General features: G+C 40.9%; 11 protein-coding genes. 6 read left to right on the forward strand and 5 right to left on the reverse strand.

Going from position 1 to position 16,002, the window contains the following annotated elements:
• Positions 1–281 precede the first annotated feature (281 nt).
• Together V7K60_RS04115 and V7K60_RS04120 are read left to right on the forward strand one after the other, a co-directional pair.
• Positions 282–2,057, forward strand: coding sequence for an SWIM zinc finger family protein (locus V7K60_RS04115; RefSeq protein ID WP_334923156.1), 1,776 nt, complete (start codon positions 282–284; stop codon positions 2,055–2,057).
• A 470-nt stretch (positions 2,058–2,527) separates the two neighbouring features.
• Entirely contained in the window at positions 2,528–4,273 is a 1,746-nt protein-coding gene (locus V7K60_RS04120; protein ID WP_442944333.1) for a ShlB/FhaC/HecB family hemolysin secretion/activation protein, read from the forward strand.
• A 434-nt stretch (positions 4,274–4,707) separates the two neighbouring features.
• Here the strand turns inward: V7K60_RS04120 and V7K60_RS04125 are convergent, their stop codons facing one another.
• The gene (locus tag V7K60_RS04125; protein WP_334923159.1) at positions 4,708–5,832 is read right to left on the reverse strand and encodes a hybrid sensor histidine kinase/response regulator; all 1,125 of its coding nucleotides are present in this window, start codon (positions 5,830–5,832) and stop codon (positions 4,708–4,710) included.
• Between the two features lie 16 nt (positions 5,833–5,848).
• Positions 5,849–7,198 carry an ATP-binding response regulator gene (locus tag V7K60_RS04130; RefSeq protein ID WP_334923161.1) on the reverse strand — a complete coding sequence of 450 codons (1,350 nt, stop codon included), beginning with the start codon at positions 7,196–7,198 and terminating at the stop codon, positions 5,849–5,851.
• A 427-nt stretch (positions 7,199–7,625) separates the two neighbouring features.
• Between V7K60_RS04130 and V7K60_RS04135 the strand changes: the two genes are divergently transcribed.
• Both V7K60_RS04135 and V7K60_RS04140 read left to right on the forward strand, forming a co-directional pair.
• Complete coding sequence (locus tag V7K60_RS04135) at positions 7,626–7,934, forward strand: hypothetical protein (RefSeq protein WP_334923163.1); 309 nt, start codon at positions 7,626–7,628, stop codon at positions 7,932–7,934.
• A gap of 534 nt (positions 7,935–8,468) precedes the next feature.
• The gene (locus V7K60_RS04140) at positions 8,469–9,191 is read left to right on the forward strand and encodes a response regulator transcription factor (RefSeq protein WP_104908003.1); all 723 of its coding nucleotides are present in this window, start codon (positions 8,469–8,471) and stop codon (positions 9,189–9,191) included.
• Between the two features lie 66 nt (positions 9,192–9,257).
• Here the strand turns inward: V7K60_RS04140 and V7K60_RS04145 are convergent, their stop codons facing one another.
• Complete coding sequence (locus V7K60_RS04145) at positions 9,258–10,622, reverse strand: lipid-A-disaccharide synthase-related protein (protein WP_334923165.1); 1,365 nt, start codon at positions 10,620–10,622, stop codon at positions 9,258–9,260.
• A gap of 140 nt (positions 10,623–10,762) precedes the next feature.
• Here V7K60_RS04145 and V7K60_RS04150 point away from each other — a divergent pair, with 140 nt between their 5' ends.
• Positions 10,763–12,838 (forward strand): outer membrane protein assembly factor, encoded by a 2,076-nt coding sequence (locus V7K60_RS04150; protein ID WP_334923167.1) that lies wholly within the window; start codon positions 10,763–10,765, stop codon positions 12,836–12,838.
• A gap of 460 nt (positions 12,839–13,298) precedes the next feature.
• Positions 13,299–13,589 carry a hypothetical protein gene (locus V7K60_RS04155; RefSeq protein WP_334923169.1) on the forward strand — a complete coding sequence of 97 codons (291 nt, stop codon included), beginning with the start codon at positions 13,299–13,301 and terminating at the stop codon, positions 13,587–13,589.
• On the opposite strand, the gene V7K60_RS04160 is transcribed toward V7K60_RS04155, so the two are convergent.
• Together V7K60_RS04160 and V7K60_RS04165 are read right to left on the reverse strand one after the other, a co-directional pair.
• Positions 13,564–14,409 carry a class I SAM-dependent methyltransferase gene (locus V7K60_RS04160; RefSeq protein ID WP_334923171.1) on the reverse strand — a complete coding sequence of 282 codons (846 nt, stop codon included), beginning with the start codon at positions 14,407–14,409 and terminating at the stop codon, positions 13,564–13,566. The two genes, V7K60_RS04155 and V7K60_RS04160, sit on opposite strands and share 26 nt — an antisense overlap.
• 57 nt (positions 14,410–14,466) lie before the next feature.
• On the reverse strand, positions 14,467–15,669 hold the full coding sequence (locus tag V7K60_RS04165) for an FtsW/RodA/SpoVE family cell cycle protein (protein WP_334923173.1): 1,203 nt from the start codon (positions 15,667–15,669) through the stop codon (positions 14,467–14,469).
• Positions 15,670–16,002 lie beyond the last annotated feature (333 nt).

Raw genomic sequence — 16,002 nt, forward strand, 5'->3', positions numbered from 1 at the left:
TATTGCTAACTCAAATTATGATTCACTCACTTCTGGCGAAAATATGGATATTTTCATTATATGGGTTGGTTTTCCCAGAAAATCGACAATAAATTAGGTGAGTATTTGCCTGTTATTCAAGCTGATTCCAGTTCTGAGCTAGTTAATGAATAGAAATTGCTGTTTCATCTAGACTCCCCATTTTCCACTTTCTACACCTTTTTCTTTACAGCGCGTTAGCCTAACACTAAGCTGGATTTAGGATTGATCCAGAAGATTTGATTTACGCAGGCGATCGCTCGATGTCTATTCCCCAAATTAGTGAATTTACTATCCGCCGTCATGCCAACGCCAAATCTTTCCAGCGGGGCGAGGCATATTATAACGCTGGTGCTGTTAATGCCATTATCCAACGTGGTCATCTGCTTCAGGCAGATGTTGTAGGCACCGAAGCTAGACCTTATCATGTCAACCTGAATTTCGATAGCAGTGGGTTAACCTCAGTAAAATGCACCTGTGCCTACGACTATGAAGGGTGGTGCAAACACATTGTAGCGACGATGCTCGTTTGTGCGCGTAACTCAGAAAATATTGAGCAGCGCCCCACCCTTGAAGAACTATTAAATCGCCTGGATCATATCCAAACTCAAAGGCTGCTGCAAGAGTTGGTAGCAGAATACCCCCCTCTAATTGAGGCAATTGACCGTCATGTAAGTTGGATGACGAATCCTGCTGACAACCAAACAACCATAAAATTCGTGCGCCGCAATACTCTTGATCCCGCTCCGTTTCGGCGGCAAGTACGGCAGATTCTCAAGGATACTGTGCGCTACTTTGAGGAGGGGTACGAAGAAGACCCGATTGGTGAAGATTTGCTAAGTGTAGTGCAAACTGCGGTAAATTTTAGCGAACGAGGAGAAGGTGAAAATGCGATCGCTATTTTGTCAGCGATTACTTCTACCTGTGTCGAAAATTGGAATGATGTTGCCGAATACGGCGCTGAAAATGATGAAATTGTCGGGGAATTAAATAATGCTTGGTGTGAAGCAATTCTAATCACCGAACTTACTCCAGAAGAAAAAGTTGATATTCAAATAAATTTAGAAGCTTGGCAAGATGAGTGGAATGCTGATTTTGGTCTAGTTATGGAAGCTTTACGCCAAGGTTGGGATTATCCACCATTGCTACAAGTTCTCCAGGGTAACATTACTGAAAGGGGAGCTTGGGAAGAAGACGTACCAGATTATGCTGATGATTTGGCATTAATTCGCCTGAAAATTCTCGAACGTCAAGAACGTTATCAAGAATACCTGTATTTAGCAGAAGCGGAAGGGCAAACTCAGCAATATCTGACAATGTTGGGGCGTTTAGGCAGGGTAGAAGAAGCAGTCGATGCTGCTCAAAGCCAGATGAACTCAATGGAAGAAGCCTTTGCCCTAGCGAAAACACTCAGCGTTCAGAGAGCATTACAACAAGCACTAGATATAGCCCAGAGTGGATTAAATTTATCGGGTAATTGTCAGTACGAATTAGGAATTTGGACAAGTGATTTAGCTATTGAGTTGGGTAATAGTGAAGCTGCCTTATTAGCAATCAAAGCGGCTTTTCAAGTGAAGCCCTCCTTTGTGGACTACCAAAGGATGGCAGAATTGGCTGGGGAAAACTGGGGAAGTGTCAAAACAGACCTGCTGAGAATTGTCCGTACTTATAGTGGTTGGGGAACAGAATTAGCCAAGGTGGATATATTCTTGCATGAGGGGCTAATTGATGATGCAATTGCGATCGCTAATGAACTAAGTTCTGATCGTTCAGAGTTAATTCACCGAGTTATGGATGCTGCTATCCCTCATAATCCTGGTTGGGTGATTGTTAATGCTCGTCGCCGTGCCGAAAAGATTATGGATGCAGGTAAAGCCGAATACTACTATTACGCGGTTGAATGGTTGAAAAAGGCGCGTAATGCCTATCTGGAATCTGGGAAGAAAACTGACTGGTTAAGCTATCGGGAAAACTTGATGCAAACCCACGCTCGTAAACGTAAATTGATGGGAATGTTTAAGGAAAGCGGTATGGAGTGAAGAATGAGATATAGGACTGAAAATGACGTAGGCACAATACCCTTCTCTTAACAAAGACGCTACGCTAACGGGAAACCTTCGACTACATGAATTTTACCTACCAAGGATTTTGGGCAACGCATAATTGATTTCACAAGAGACAGGAGTTTACAAGTAACTGAGGTATAAAATGCAGGACTCACGCATCAGATATAAAGAGTTCCTACCTCCTGCCTCAAAATGCGTAGCTTTGTACTTTATGCAAAAAAAAACTGCTGTATCTTATTGATACTTTTAAGTCTGCAATAACCAGATGATTTAGCTTTTAAATTGAGATTTGCTCAAGATATCAACTTTAGCGACAAAAGATGAAGTAAGATTCACATCTGAAGCAGTCCCTTTATAATCCCATAGTTACTGACAAAAAATAGTCCAGTGCGATGATTGATAAATACCCTCAAAATCTTATAGTGTCCTGCTTACCGCTGAGTATGCTTCTATTACTCAGCAGTACATCTTTAAGTCTACTGAAAGCTCAAGCTGTTGATACTACACAATTACCAACTAGTAATTTCATTTTATCACAACAAATTCCACGACCACAGGATGTCCAACCACCCTTACCTACGCCACTTCCCTCACCTGAAGTGCCACAGCCACTCCCCCCACCAGCAGAAATATTGCCACCCTCTGTCCCAACTCCCACACCTGATGAACCACCCTCTAGCAACTTTCCTCAAACTATTGTTGTTGAACGCTTTGAAGTTGTTGGTAGCACAGTTTTCAGTGCCCAAGAGTTAGCCCTCGCCACTGCTGAATTTACTAAACGACCGATCTCACTGTCTGAAGTCTATCAAGCACGTTCTAAAATCACTGATTTATACGTTAAAAATGGTTACATTACTTCTGGTGCCTATATTCCACCTCAAACAATCCAATCCGGTGTGATCAAAATTCAGGTGGTCGAAGGTAAATTAGAAGATATCCAGGTAACTGGAACTCGGCGGCTGAATCGGAATTATGTTCGCAGCCGATTAGCAATAGCAACATCACCACCTCTGAATCGCCAGCGTCTATTAGAAGCCCTGCAACTTTTGCAACTTAATCCTTTGATTCAAAACGTGACTGCTGAACTCTCAGCAGGATCAGGGACGGGTACGAGTCTTTTAGAAGTTAAAGTCAGCGAGGCAAAAACCTTTAGTAGCCAAATAGTTCTTGATAATGGGCGATCGCCTAGTGTTGGCAGTTTTCGACGCGGATTACGATTGAATGAAGCCAACTTACTCGGATTGGGAGATGGTCTAAGTTTAGGATACACTAACACTGATGGTAGCAACTCCTTTGATGGCAGTTACACATTGCCTCTCAATCCCCGCAATGGAACTCTTAGCTTAAACTATGGTACTACGTCGAGTAATGTCATTGAACCTCCTTTCGACTTCCTAAATATCAAATCGGCTTCTCGCTACTACGAACTGACATTCCGCCAGCCAATAATTCAAACTCCTACACAAGAATTCGCTCTGGGGTTAACAGCTTCCCGACGCGAAAGCGATGTCTCATGGATACTAGACAGAGATAGGGTTCCCGCTCCGCAACTTTCGCCTGGTGCTGATGAAGAGGGACGCACTAGGGTATCTGCGTTGCGATTTTTTCAAGAATGGACGAATCGTAACAGTCGTGAAGTCATCGCCCTACGCTCTCAATTCAGTTTGGGCATAGATGTGTTGGATGCCACAGTTAATCAAGATGCTCCTGATAGCCGTTTTTTTGCTTGGCAAGGGCAAGCACAGTGGGCACGCCTTTTAGCTCCTGAAACTTTATTGTTATTACGTTTAAATACGCAACTAGCATCTACAAAACTTCTGCCTATAGAGCAATTTGGCATAGGTGGACAGGATAGCATTCGCGGCTACCGTCAAGATTACCTGCTGACAGATAATGGCACTTTTGTTTCTGCGGAAGTTCAAATACCGATTCTGCGCTTACCCCAGATAGATAGCACCTTACAAGTTATCCCCTTTGTGGATTTTGGTGTTGGCTGGAATACTTCTGGTAAAGACAATCCCGACCATAATACTTTAGCTGCTGTTGGTCTGGGGTTGCGTTGGGCACAGGGCGATCGCTTCACCGTTCGTCTTGACTGGGGCATTCCTTTAGTATCTGTCAACTCAAATGATGAGAGAACATTACAAGAAAACGGTCTGTATTTTAGTTTACTCTATAATCCTTTTTAACCGCTGTCCATGTCCACCCTATTAAAATTTGAGGGTGGACATGGACAGTAGTCAACGATCAAAAAACGATGATTATCTAGGTTTTTATAAAAAAGACCCTGGGTTATGATTCCAGGGTGCATACACGTTTTTCAGGCATTAATAGGTTGAATAATAACTTTGTAAAATAGTTATTTCTACTATCTATAGAATGATACAAAAATAGATTTAGTTATCTCAGTCTATCAAGACATCTGTCGTTGGGAGTATACAAATATTAGAAGAGCCAAATTATCTGGCAATATTCTGATTGGATTAACCTTCAAATGATACTGTAATTAATCCATATAATTTAAGCTAATTTAATTTTTGTTGGGAGCATAAAAATAGATCAAAAATTAAATGTAATTTCTTGGGAGATATCCGTAAAATAATCAGTGGTGAACAAGAATAACTTAAGTGCTTTTAGGTAGTTGCACAGTAAATAAACTACCTTTACCTAGTTCAGAAACGACCTTGATAGTTCCTGCGTGCCCTTTTACAATACGATGGGATAGATGTAGTCCTAAGCCACTCCCTGAGCGTTTATTTCTGCCTTGGCGAAATCGCTCGAAAATTGTTGCCTGATCTTCTGGCGCAATCCCATATCCTGTATCTTGTACCTCAATTATTACCGAATCTGGATCTCCTGGATTAGATGATGTTTCATAAATGCGAATTATTATGCCTCCTGTATCTGTAAATTTGATGGCATTTGCAATCAGGTTGTTTAACACTCGCCGTAATTCTAAACGATCGCCCATGATCATACCAGCGTTTTGACTCAGTAGATCTAATTCACGGGTATCAATTTCCAGAGTCAAGCCTTTTTCATTAGTTAGAGGACTTAGTTCGCTGACTACTTCTTGAGATATCTCACATAAATCGCATTCCTCCCAATTCAACGTTTTTTTACCTGCCTCGAAGCGATAGACTTCTAACAGCGTGTTCACCATTTCCATCAAATTTTGGTTACTGCGAATCATTACTGCGATCGCCTGTTTCATTTCCAGCGAAATTTTGCAGAATGTTTCCATTTCAAACAAATTCAACATCCGATCGGCGGCTACTAGGGGAGTCCGCAAGTCATGAGTCAGACGGGAAACAAAATCTTCCCGTTGGCGGGCCATTTTTTGTTGTTCGTCCAGACTGTGCTTGAGACGTAATAGCGATCGCACTCTTGCCAGTAGTTCATCAGTATCAAATGGTTTACGAATAAAATCGTCAGCACCAGCATCCAAACCTTCGACAACGCTGGATTGGTGAAAGGCAGTAATCAACAGAATTGGAATATAAGAGATTGCAGGGTTGTTCCGAATCCGACGTGTGACTTCATAGCCATCTATCCCCGGCATCATTACATCTAACAGAATCAAATCAGGTGGAGATTGCTCAATTTGCCGTAAAGCCTTTATTCCATCTGAAGCCAAATCAATTTCATACCCTTCACTTTCTAAAATTGCTTGAACCAAAATGAGATTATCTTGAGTGTCGTCAACTGCTAAGATCCGATAAATTTTATTATTTTCAACTACAGACATGATTTATAAATTTTTATCAGTTTTTTTGGAAGTAATTTTTAAATTTAGGATATTCTATTGGTGCTTTTCTGGCTTGAGAAGATGACTGATGAGGATTTTTTGCCGGACAAAAAAAATCGTCGTTATCTAACTGTGAAGCTGGAGCATTGGCTGCGACAGTCGGTAATATAATTTGACGTGGCAATTCAATTTTAAAAATTGAACCTACCCCCAATTTACTCTCAAGAAAGATTTTACCGCCCATCATTCGCACTAGCGAATCTGTAATTGCCAAACCCAGACCTGTACCTGGATATTTGCGAGTGATAGTTTGATCGATTTGCCGAAATGCTTCAAAAATATGTTTAAAATCTCTGGGGGCTATGCCAATACCTGTATCTTGAACGATAATTACTACTCGATTTGCCGATAGTTCCTTAACCTCAACCCAAATTTCACCAGACTCTGTGAATTTAATGGCGTTGGAAAGCAGGTTAATCAAAATCTGTTTAACGCGAACCGGATCGTTAAATACCAAAGGGTTTTGCAAATCGGTTTGTACTAACAATGAAAGATTTTTAGCCTCAGCTAAGGAACGCATTTCACCGACAACGAGATTGATTACCTTTGATATATCAAATATTTCTGCTTTTAAATCTAATCCTCCTCCCTCCAGCTTGGAAAAGTCGAGAACTTCATTGAGTAGCATTAGTAAATGCTTCCCATTATTCAAAATGCGCTCAACCATATCTGCTTGCTGGTGCGTTAGTTGACCAAACTTAGGACGCAGGAGTATTTGCGAAAAACCAATAATCGCATTCATCGGCGTTCTAAGTTCATGGGAAATAGTTGCTAAAAAAAGTGATTTTAGACGTGATGCCTCCAATAGCTTGAAGTTTTGCATTTGAATCTGTTGCTGTTGTCTTTCCAATTCTTGGTTCTTACAAATGAGTTGTTCATGAGTTTCTCTAATCTGCTGGTTTGCCAAATGTATCTGCATTTCCGCCCGATAAATCCGAATCACATTCCGCAAAACCTGCGACAAAGTTTCTGGGGATATTCTAGACTTAGAGAGATAATCTGTAGCACCAGCTTTTAATAATTGTAAAGTAATTTGTTCATTTCCTTGACCAGTTAAGATTACTAAAGGAACTTTAATTTCCAAAGAACGTAGCTGTTGAATCAAGGTTAGTGCATCCCGATCTGGTAAGCAATAGTCAAGGAAAACACAATCGTAAGCAGTAATGCTTAAGACAGAGAACGCATCATTACCATTGCCTACTTCAGACAGTTCCATCTGAATACCTGCTGTAGTCAGAGCCGAACGGATTGCTATCCGGTTTACTTCGTCATCGTCTACAACCAAAATTTTCAGCGTCTCTTCCATCGGTTTTTATTTTCGCCGCCAAACATATGTTGATGTATAATTTTTTTCTCTTTCAGATTATCCAACTAAAGAATATAAGATTTTCGGATATCTAAAACCTGTAATTTGATTGATTAAGATATTTTGCATAATATCCACTTTAATGTCTACTTGACATTGATCATATCAACTTTGTTATCCTCCATTAGTAATATGTTTATCGCTCTTTCGGGACTTTCGTTGGGTTGAATTCAGTCTGTTGTATCTTCAATCTGGTTAATTGACCAGACTTTGGTAACTAAACTCATAGCAGATGACCAATGTCCTGCAAATAATTAGTAATTAACAAGCAGACACAGCTGATATTAAAGTAAGATAAAATACTTTAACAAGCTTAAAACAATTGTAGATGAGTGAACAAGCCACCGTCGTCAGTCATTGGTGAGAGTTGCATCCCATTATCGTCTACCATAAGCTTGAACAGTTTTACCTATCAGGTTGGTTAGACCAGGTAAATAAAAAAGTAATATCTATAGCTATTTGTGAATCTGAAGTAATCCTACCTCCTGAAATTTCAACAATTTTATTAGCGATCGCCACATCTGTATTAGTATTTATCGAGGTATATCGAACTTATAGATGTTCGCCAAATCACCAAACCTTAATGCCGAAGAAAGGTTCCCGACAAAAGTTAAGCAAAAATTCAAAACCTAAAAGGGGAGAAGTTCGCACAGAGGGTTGGTATTATATCCTGTGATAAGTCAGACGAACAAGTTCGCCACCAACAACTACGAATTACTTTGCTGTTGGTGATTCCACCAAATTTTAACGCTACCTGATTCCTTTCCATGAGGATCTCTATTGGCTCTATCAATCGGATGAATCCTAAGGTTTGATTAAAAATCGCTCGAAACCATCGTTCACTTTCTCAGAAAGCAACTTTCACCCGCTGTAATTGTTTCATCTTCGTAAGCTTTTTTTAAGTTTGATCCAAAATAATACTAATTAACGAATGGAACATGGCAACTCAAAGCTGAATTATCAGCAAGGAGGAGAAATTTGGCATTCGTTTCAATATTTCATACTTTTTGTGTAAGTATCTATATATCTCCAGCTAGATTTGTCCTCTATCTAAATATAAAAATTTGGGATACTTGTTATTTCTATCGGTGGATGCAGACAGGTTAAAATATCATCTATCTTTAGTTTGGTAAAATAAGAGATATAAGAGATAATAGTTACAAAAGGCAATACTTTGAAAGATGCAAACAGCGCAAGAGTGAGTGTAGCGATGAATGAGATTAGTATTATTTTAATTGAAGATCATGACTTAACGCGAATGGGGTTACGAGCAGCATTACAGTCTCATAGTGCATTGAAAGTAATTGGGGAAGCCGCAAATGCTACCCAAGGATTAAAACTTTTAGAAACGGCAAAGCCAGATGTAGCGGTAGTAGATATCGGCTTGCCTGACATGGATGGCATCGAACTCACTCGTAAATTTAAACGCTCCCAGGCTGAAAATGGGCAATCTACTACAAAGATTCTCATCTTGACAATGGATCATACAGAAGATGCTGTACTTGCAGCCTTCGCAGCTGGCGCTGATTCTTATTATATGAAAGAAACCAGCATCAGTAAATTAACTGAGGCAATTCAAGCAACTCACGGCGGTAACTCTTGGATTGATCCGGCAATTGCCAACGTGGTATTGCGGAAGATGCGCCAAGGTATTCCAGGAGAAAGTCAAGGTTCTGACAAGCCGAAGACTGTAAAAATTGAGGCACTTGCAACAGAATACGAGCAAGTTTTGGAAACATACCCTCTGACTCAACGGGAACTGGAAATCCTAGAGTTGATTGTAGCTGGGTGTAGTAATGGGCAAATTGCCGAGAAACTCTATATTACAGTTGGTACTGTAAAAACCCATGTTCGTAATATTCTAAATAAACTATGTGCTGATGACCGTACTCAAGCTGCTGTGAGGGCCTTACGTTCTGGGTTGGTAGCGTGAGGGACTAGGGACAAGGGAGATGAGGGGGACAAGGGGATAAGGAGAATAACCTGCCACAATGCCCCATTATCCAAATTTTTCCCGCAAGCAATTAGCAATACGTAGTGCGGCTCCCGGTTTGCCCATGCGTCGCCCACCATTTTCAGCAATAATTTGCAAATTATCCGGGTTTTTAAATAGGGATTGTACAACCTTCACTACTTCTGCTGGTTGATCGATTAAAATCAAAGACGATCCGAGAAGACGACTTTGAGATTCAGCAAAGCCAGGGTTATATTGTGGTCCATTACCGGGAATAGCGATCGCAGGTTTGCCTAAACCGATAAACTGTTCTGTGGCTGTACCTGCCATTGCGATCGCTAAATCTCCCAAATGCAAGCAATCATTGTAGGCTTGTTGTGTAAATAGCAGATAAGCATTTCTCTGTTTAAATGTCAAGACATTTGGATCGCTAAGTTTGATAGGAGATGCTGATTCAGCGCGCCAGCCTTGGGATTGCACACTTTGGGATAAAATATTAGAGTCTAAACCAGGAGCGATCGCACCTAAAAACACTACTTTGTTAGAAGTATAGAAGATTGAATCTCGCTGTTGAAAGCTTGCCATCAATGCAGATACGGCAATCATAATTGTTTCCCAGTTCGTGTATGCTTCTGGCAGACGAGAACCAGGAAGAAGAGTCACTACAAAAGGTCGAACTGTCTCTTGCTGTTGGATATTCTGACTATAAAATTGTTGGCGTGAAAACGTCGGTTCTAGACCATCCATCATGGGATTACCCAAAGAAAAAGCTGGAATTGGCCATTGTTTTAATATTTCCGCCGTCAGTGCATCTCTAAGGAACACTGCCTGACAACGGCGACGACTCATTAACCAACGTTCCCAAGGATGGTAAACTGAACCAGAAAAGTTTTCCCAACCTGCGTCTTTAGATTTCCGTGGTAATAATCCAGCTTCATCTCGCACATAATATTCAGATTTTGCCGTACCGACAAAAGCATAATTAGCGCCACTGAATGTTGCAAACAACAGCGGGATAATATCTCCTACTGCTAAAATCGCTCTTTTATTACCTAATTTTTTTTGAGAACTTACCCAACGGCGGATAGCTTTAATTTGGCTGAGGGTAAGTTGCAATAAACCACCGCGTACATCCCGCGCCAATTGGCGGCCATCCATATAAATAAAGCCGCCAGAAGGCATAGTCAGGACTGAACCGATAAAGGGGATATCCAACTGTTCATAAGCACGTCCCTCACCCACCAGAGGTAAAGCAAATATCTCTGGTGGGTTTGGTTGTCGTTGGAGTTCTTGCAAAATCCGAACTGCAATCATATCTTCCCCATGACCATTACTTAATACAAGTAACCGCAAAGGAGAAGTTGCAGATTGGGAGTTAGAAGCTAGGGATGACCGAGATAAATTACTCATAAGAAACAAAATATCAAAATTAACTGTCTGTTTGGGTAAGAGGTATAAATAGGGAAATCGATGAGGAAGCTGGAAGTTAGTATTATCCCTATTCGCTAGCGTCTCTACAACTAACTCCCAGTTAATTAGGTTAAATATTTATGCGAGTTTCTGCTACTGCAATTTTTACTTTAGCTACTTTAGCTACTGGCAATTTTACTCAGCAAGCAACGGCTGCACCTACTAAAACCGTTACTCCAACTGCAAAAGCTGGTAACTTGGTGGTGCCGATAATTGAAGACACTCCTGCACGGGTAGAGACAATTGCTTCCCCAGAAACTATAGTTGCACAACAATTTTCCCAAAATCCCGTCACCGTGCAAACAGGTGCAAATAAAAATTCCCCAGTAGTCTTAAAATCAACAGACAAGGGAAATTCATCAGTAACGCTTCCTCCCACTCCCTCTTTTTCCCCTTCATCCTCCAAAACTCCTGCGATTGAAGGCGATTTGGTAGTCAGAGCTACAGATGTACAGGTGGTGGGAGCCAATCAAGAATTACAGCAAATCATTCGCCAGGTAATTAAAACCCAGGTGGGTGGAGAAACCAGTCAAAGCCAGCTACAAAGAGATGTAACAGCAATTTTAAATACAGGTTTATTTAGCAGTGTCAGTGTAAATAGCTTTAGCACACAGGCTGGATTGAATCTAGTATACCAAGTCCAGCCAGTGATTGTGCAATCGCTGCAATTATCTGGTGCTAAAGTACTTACCTATCAAGTCGCTCAACAACGTTTGCAGTCTCAGATTGGAACCACCATTAGTCCCAGTGGACTGCAACAAGCAGTAGCACAAATTTACAAGTGGTATGCCGACAATGGTTATAACTTAGCACGGGTGCTATCAATTAAACCCAGTTCTCAAGGCATTCTCACTGTGAATGTCGCTGAAGGTTTGGTGAGTGATATCAAATTTCGCTTTGTCAACGATGAGGGTAAAAGCGTTGATAGCAAGGGTAATCCCGTTGGAGGACGCACCAAAGTAGATTTCCTCCAACAACAACTCAAGTTGAAACCCGGTCAAATTTTCCAAGAAAATGTCGTTAAACAAGACATCCAACAGCTATATCGTACCGGTTTATTTGAGACTGTGAATGTTGCCTTAGAAGGAGATGCGACAAAACTTGATTTAGTCTATCAACTCAAAGAAACTGGGGCACGTGGTGTTAACTTGGGTGGTAATTACAATGCTGATCAGGGATTGGTAGGTACAATCAACTATCAAGATCAGAATGCCGGCGGTATTAATGATACTTTCGGTGTGAATCTTGGTGTAAGTAGCCGAGATTTGCAGTTTAATACCAAATTTACCAGTCCTTATCGCACAACTAACCCCGATCGCTTGGGCTACACTGTAAATGGTTTTCGTAGTCAGGAACTTTCGGAAACTTTTGATGACAAGATTACGTTAGCTAACGGCGACAAAGTGCGAGAAGGTCAAATTGGCGGTGGTGTCAGCTTGCAGCGACCAATCGATGACTGGAATACCTCATTAGGATTAAATTATACCCGAACTAGTATTCGCGATCGCCAAGGCAATATTACCCCAACCGACGCTCAGGGCAATCCCCTATCTGCGAGTGGAACTGGTATTGACGACCTAACTACCGTATCCTTCACCGCCACCAAAGACCAACGTGATAATCCCCTCAATCCAACTCAAGGTTCCGTTTTGAGTCTGAGTACAGAACAATCTGTGCCCATTGGTGAAGGTAATATTTCCCTCAATCGCCTCAAAGCTAACTACAGCCAATATTTACCAGTGCAGTTATTTAACAGCAAACAGCCACAAGTCTTTGCGATGAATGTGCAAGCTGGTACTGTCGTTGGGAATTTACCGCCTTACGAAAGCTTTAACTTAGGTGGTTCCAACTCAGTGCGCGGTTACGATTCTGGAGAAGTTGGCAGTGGTCGCAGTTATGTGTTGGCTTCTGCAGAATACCGCTTTCCCGTTTTACCAATCGTAGGCGGTGTATTGTTTGCCGACTTCGCCTCAGATTTAGGCTCTGGTGATACTGTATTAGGAGATCCGGCAGGTGTACGGAATAAACCAGGTTATGGTTTTGGTTATGGGGCAGGAGTGCGATTAAATTCACCACTAGGATTAATTCGGGCTGACTATGGTATTAACGACCAGGGAGAAAGCAAAGTGCATCTAGGAATTGGGCAGCGATTTTAATTTGAGTTAAGACGTTGCTGAGAGGTCATATCCTGAAATTAAATATGCGTTATCCAGAACCCTTGTAAAGACGGTAGCAATTACCGTTTCTATATTCTTTTTGGCTCATATCTCTGTTAGCGATCGCCTTTGAAAATGACTTTTATAAATTGGCCAATTTATTACACAATATTTAATAGTATATAAATTTCAATAATTAAAGGAAAAAAGCTATTGTCACGTTTTCACGAGACATTAATTTTTTAATAGTGCTAGTCATGCAAAATATAAAAAAATATTATAAATAATAGCATGGAAAAAAACGTTTAGGGAGTACAGACATAGCTACGCAGACATTAGAAGTAAGACTCTACAAATTATACCTTTATAGCTACAATTAGCTGCGATCGCACTATTAGCCGCACTCCTAGCATTAATCCTGCAACCAAGAAGTGTAATACATACCCGTTCTGTCAACTCAGTGCGTTTTAGTGGCATTAGTTTATCTGTAGTCAGTGGCTCAGATGATTGCACCTTAAGACTTTGGAGAATTGGTGCTGATAGCTTAGACCCTGATGATACAGTAAGATACGCTGGGCAGCCCCTTGCTTGCAATCAATTGCAACAGCCCAAAGGCTTGATGGCGATTACCGATGACGCTGTAGAAGTCTTGCACTTCATGCCATTACAGAATAATCGTGCTGCTGTTGGTTTAAATAATATTCTGCTACCTAACAATAGCCCATTTAAGACTCCCTTATCTCAGAGATAACTTTTTGGGCAATATGAAAAGCAGAAATATATGAAAGTTGCAGACTGCCTCCAAAATCATCTTCTATGCAACGCCTCAATCCCAAAAATAAAGACTTTTTAGTTTCTGGATCTAATTTTATGTATGGCGAGTAAGTGTTCAAAAGTGTTAAATATTCATCGACAGTGTAGGTTACTTTTGATATAACTTGTCCTGTTCTCAAGTTTTGGAATTGCCCCGAATCAATGGCCATATTTCCTAATTGCCTCAAGATATATTCTTGAGTTTTTTGGTCTTCATATCGGTCAAGAGATGGAGTATGTAGTTGATAAACTTGCGATAAACTTTGGTATATTTCGTAGCTGGGTTGAAGTTCCTTATTCCACAATAAAATTAGGTTGCCATTTTCTTTGAGGGCATTTGCTGCTTTTGGATATCCAACTTCTGGTGATATCCAATGAAAAGAACTGGCGGCTAAAACGGCATCAAATTCAAGTGCCTTGAGTTCCCACTCTTCAAAGGATGTGTTCTGTATCTCTACATTGGTATACGGCTGACAATTCTGTTGAGCTAACCGGAAAAAATCTGGATTGGGTTCTAAGCAGATTATAGAGCAACCCAATTGAGCGATGCCTACTGTTGCAGTTCCAGGGCCACATCCCACTTCCAGAATTTTTGAGTTAGTAGAGAGTTGAGCAAGTTCCACAACTTGGTGAATCAAATCTTGAGGATAACGTGGTCTTGCCTGATTGTAAGCTTCTGCTGCCGGAGAATACCAATGTTTGCGCTGTTCGAGGTCTGTGCTAGAGTAACTGATTATTACTTGTTTTAAGTCTTCCATAATCTATTCAATTCTTGCAAAGAGCGTAAAACTTTGTCTATCGTAGCTTTTGCTAACTCAATTCCTGGTTTTATGAAAAGCTCGGCGTCTGCTCCCATTTTCAAGCAGAGGTTTTCGCAACGGTACTACCTGAGCTTCACTACTCTCACGTGCTACCCGAATCAACAACCCAGCAGCTATTAAGCTAGCAATCATGGAATTACCACCGTAACTAAACATGGGCAAGGGTAAGCCAGTAGTCGGAAGAGAACCTGTAGCAACACCGATGTGGAGCAATGATTGTCCTACCATCAAAGTCGTCACGCCGATCGCTACTAATCTATGTACTATATTTTTAGCCTTCAGCGCCACAACTAATCCGAGAGTGGCGAATGTAGCTAAAAGTACCAACAACACCATACTGCCAACAAAGCCAAATTCTTCGGCGAACACCGCAAAAATAAAATCGGTATCTTGAATTGGTAAATAAAACAGCTTTTGTTGAGAAAGCCCATATCCAGCTCCCCAAGTTTTCCCAGAACCGACAGCGAGTAAACTTTGCACCAACTGGTAGCCATCTCCCGTAGCATCCGCCCAAGGATTGAGGAATGACATCACCCGCTTACGCTGATACTCTTTAATACTAATACTGAGTAGTGCCAACATTACTCCACCAATTGCTGTTCCTCCCAGATACTTGTAAGGTAAGCCAGCTGCTAAAGCAATTAGCCAGATAGTCATGCCGCAAAGTGCTGTTGTACTCAAGTTAGGCTGGGCAAGAATTCCTAAAAGTACCAGACCAAAAACACCTAACCAAGCGAAGCGAACCCGCCAAGTAATTCGTTCCCACTGACCAAAAAGCCGCGCACTTTGCAACACCAAAAAGGGTTTAATTAGTTCTGAAGGTTGAATCGGAATTGGCCCGATCGCAATCCAACGCGCTGCATCAAAAGCCTTTTTTCCCAATCCTGGGATCAGTGTGACAAAAATTAACCCCAAAAACAGCAACAAAAACCAATGGGATAATCCCAAAATTTTCTGCAACGGCGAATTAACAATAATATTGAATCCAATTAGGGAAACTAAGACCCAAAGCAGTTGACGTTTAAAGTAGTACAACCCATCATTCTGACGGGCATCAGCAACAGGATATGATGCTGAAAATAGCATGATCAAGCCGACGAACAGCCAAATCAAGGTTAACCAGCGCAACAACCGCGCTTCTAATGCCCAGTTGGAGACTGAACTATCAAAAATTGGAATCAGGCGGCGTAGATTCACGATCGGTACAGGTAAAAAGTTAGAAATTAGGAGTTAAAAATAAAACTCATAAATCATAACTTATAAGTAGGCTTTACAACCATAAATCTTAGAGTTGTTAACTTCAATACACCACTAGTTCAATATTTCTGACAAATTGCAATCTCTACTCTACAAGATAAATGTAATATTTTATACTAAAGTTTTAGAATTGCTATAGTTAAGAGCGATCGCTAGAAAATTGACTTAAAGTATTTATTTACAGGACTTACGCAACTGGCACAGCGATCGCCATTTAACAGTACATATATATTACTGAGAGTGAACGTCCAAAAAGGCTCTTGCTTAAATTAA

Source organism: Nostoc sp. (assembly GCF_036917555.1).
Taxonomy (GTDB): Bacteria; Cyanobacteriota; Cyanobacteriia; order Cyanobacteriales; family Nostocaceae; genus Nostoc.

Excerpts from the sequence above, each read along its gene's own strand:
- V7K60_RS04145 (WP_334923165.1), bottom strand. The coding sequence starts at position 10,622 with ATGAGTAATTTATCTCGGTCATCCCTAGCTTCTAACTCCCAATCTGCA.
- V7K60_RS04150 (WP_334923167.1), top strand. The coding sequence starts at position 10,763 with ATGCGAGTTTCTGCTACTGCAATTTTTACTTTAGCTACTTTAGCTACT.
- V7K60_RS04140 (WP_104908003.1), top strand. The coding sequence starts at position 8,469 with ATGAATGAGATTAGTATTATTTTAATTGAAGATCATGACTTAACGCGA.
- V7K60_RS04130 (WP_334923161.1), bottom strand. The coding sequence starts at position 7,198 with ATGGAAGAGACGCTGAAAATTTTGGTTGTAGACGATGACGAAGTAAAC.
- V7K60_RS04115 (WP_334923156.1), top strand. The coding sequence starts at position 282 with ATGTCTATTCCCCAAATTAGTGAATTTACTATCCGCCGTCATGCCAAC.
- V7K60_RS04120 (WP_442944333.1), top strand. The coding sequence starts at position 2,528 with ATGCTTCTATTACTCAGCAGTACATCTTTAAGTCTACTGAAAGCTCAA.
- V7K60_RS04125 (WP_334923159.1), bottom strand. The coding sequence starts at position 5,832 with ATGTCTGTAGTTGAAAATAATAAAATTTATCGGATCTTAGCAGTTGAC.
- V7K60_RS04160 (WP_334923171.1), bottom strand. The coding sequence starts at position 14,409 with ATGGAAGACTTAAAACAAGTAATAATCAGTTACTCTAGCACAGACCTC.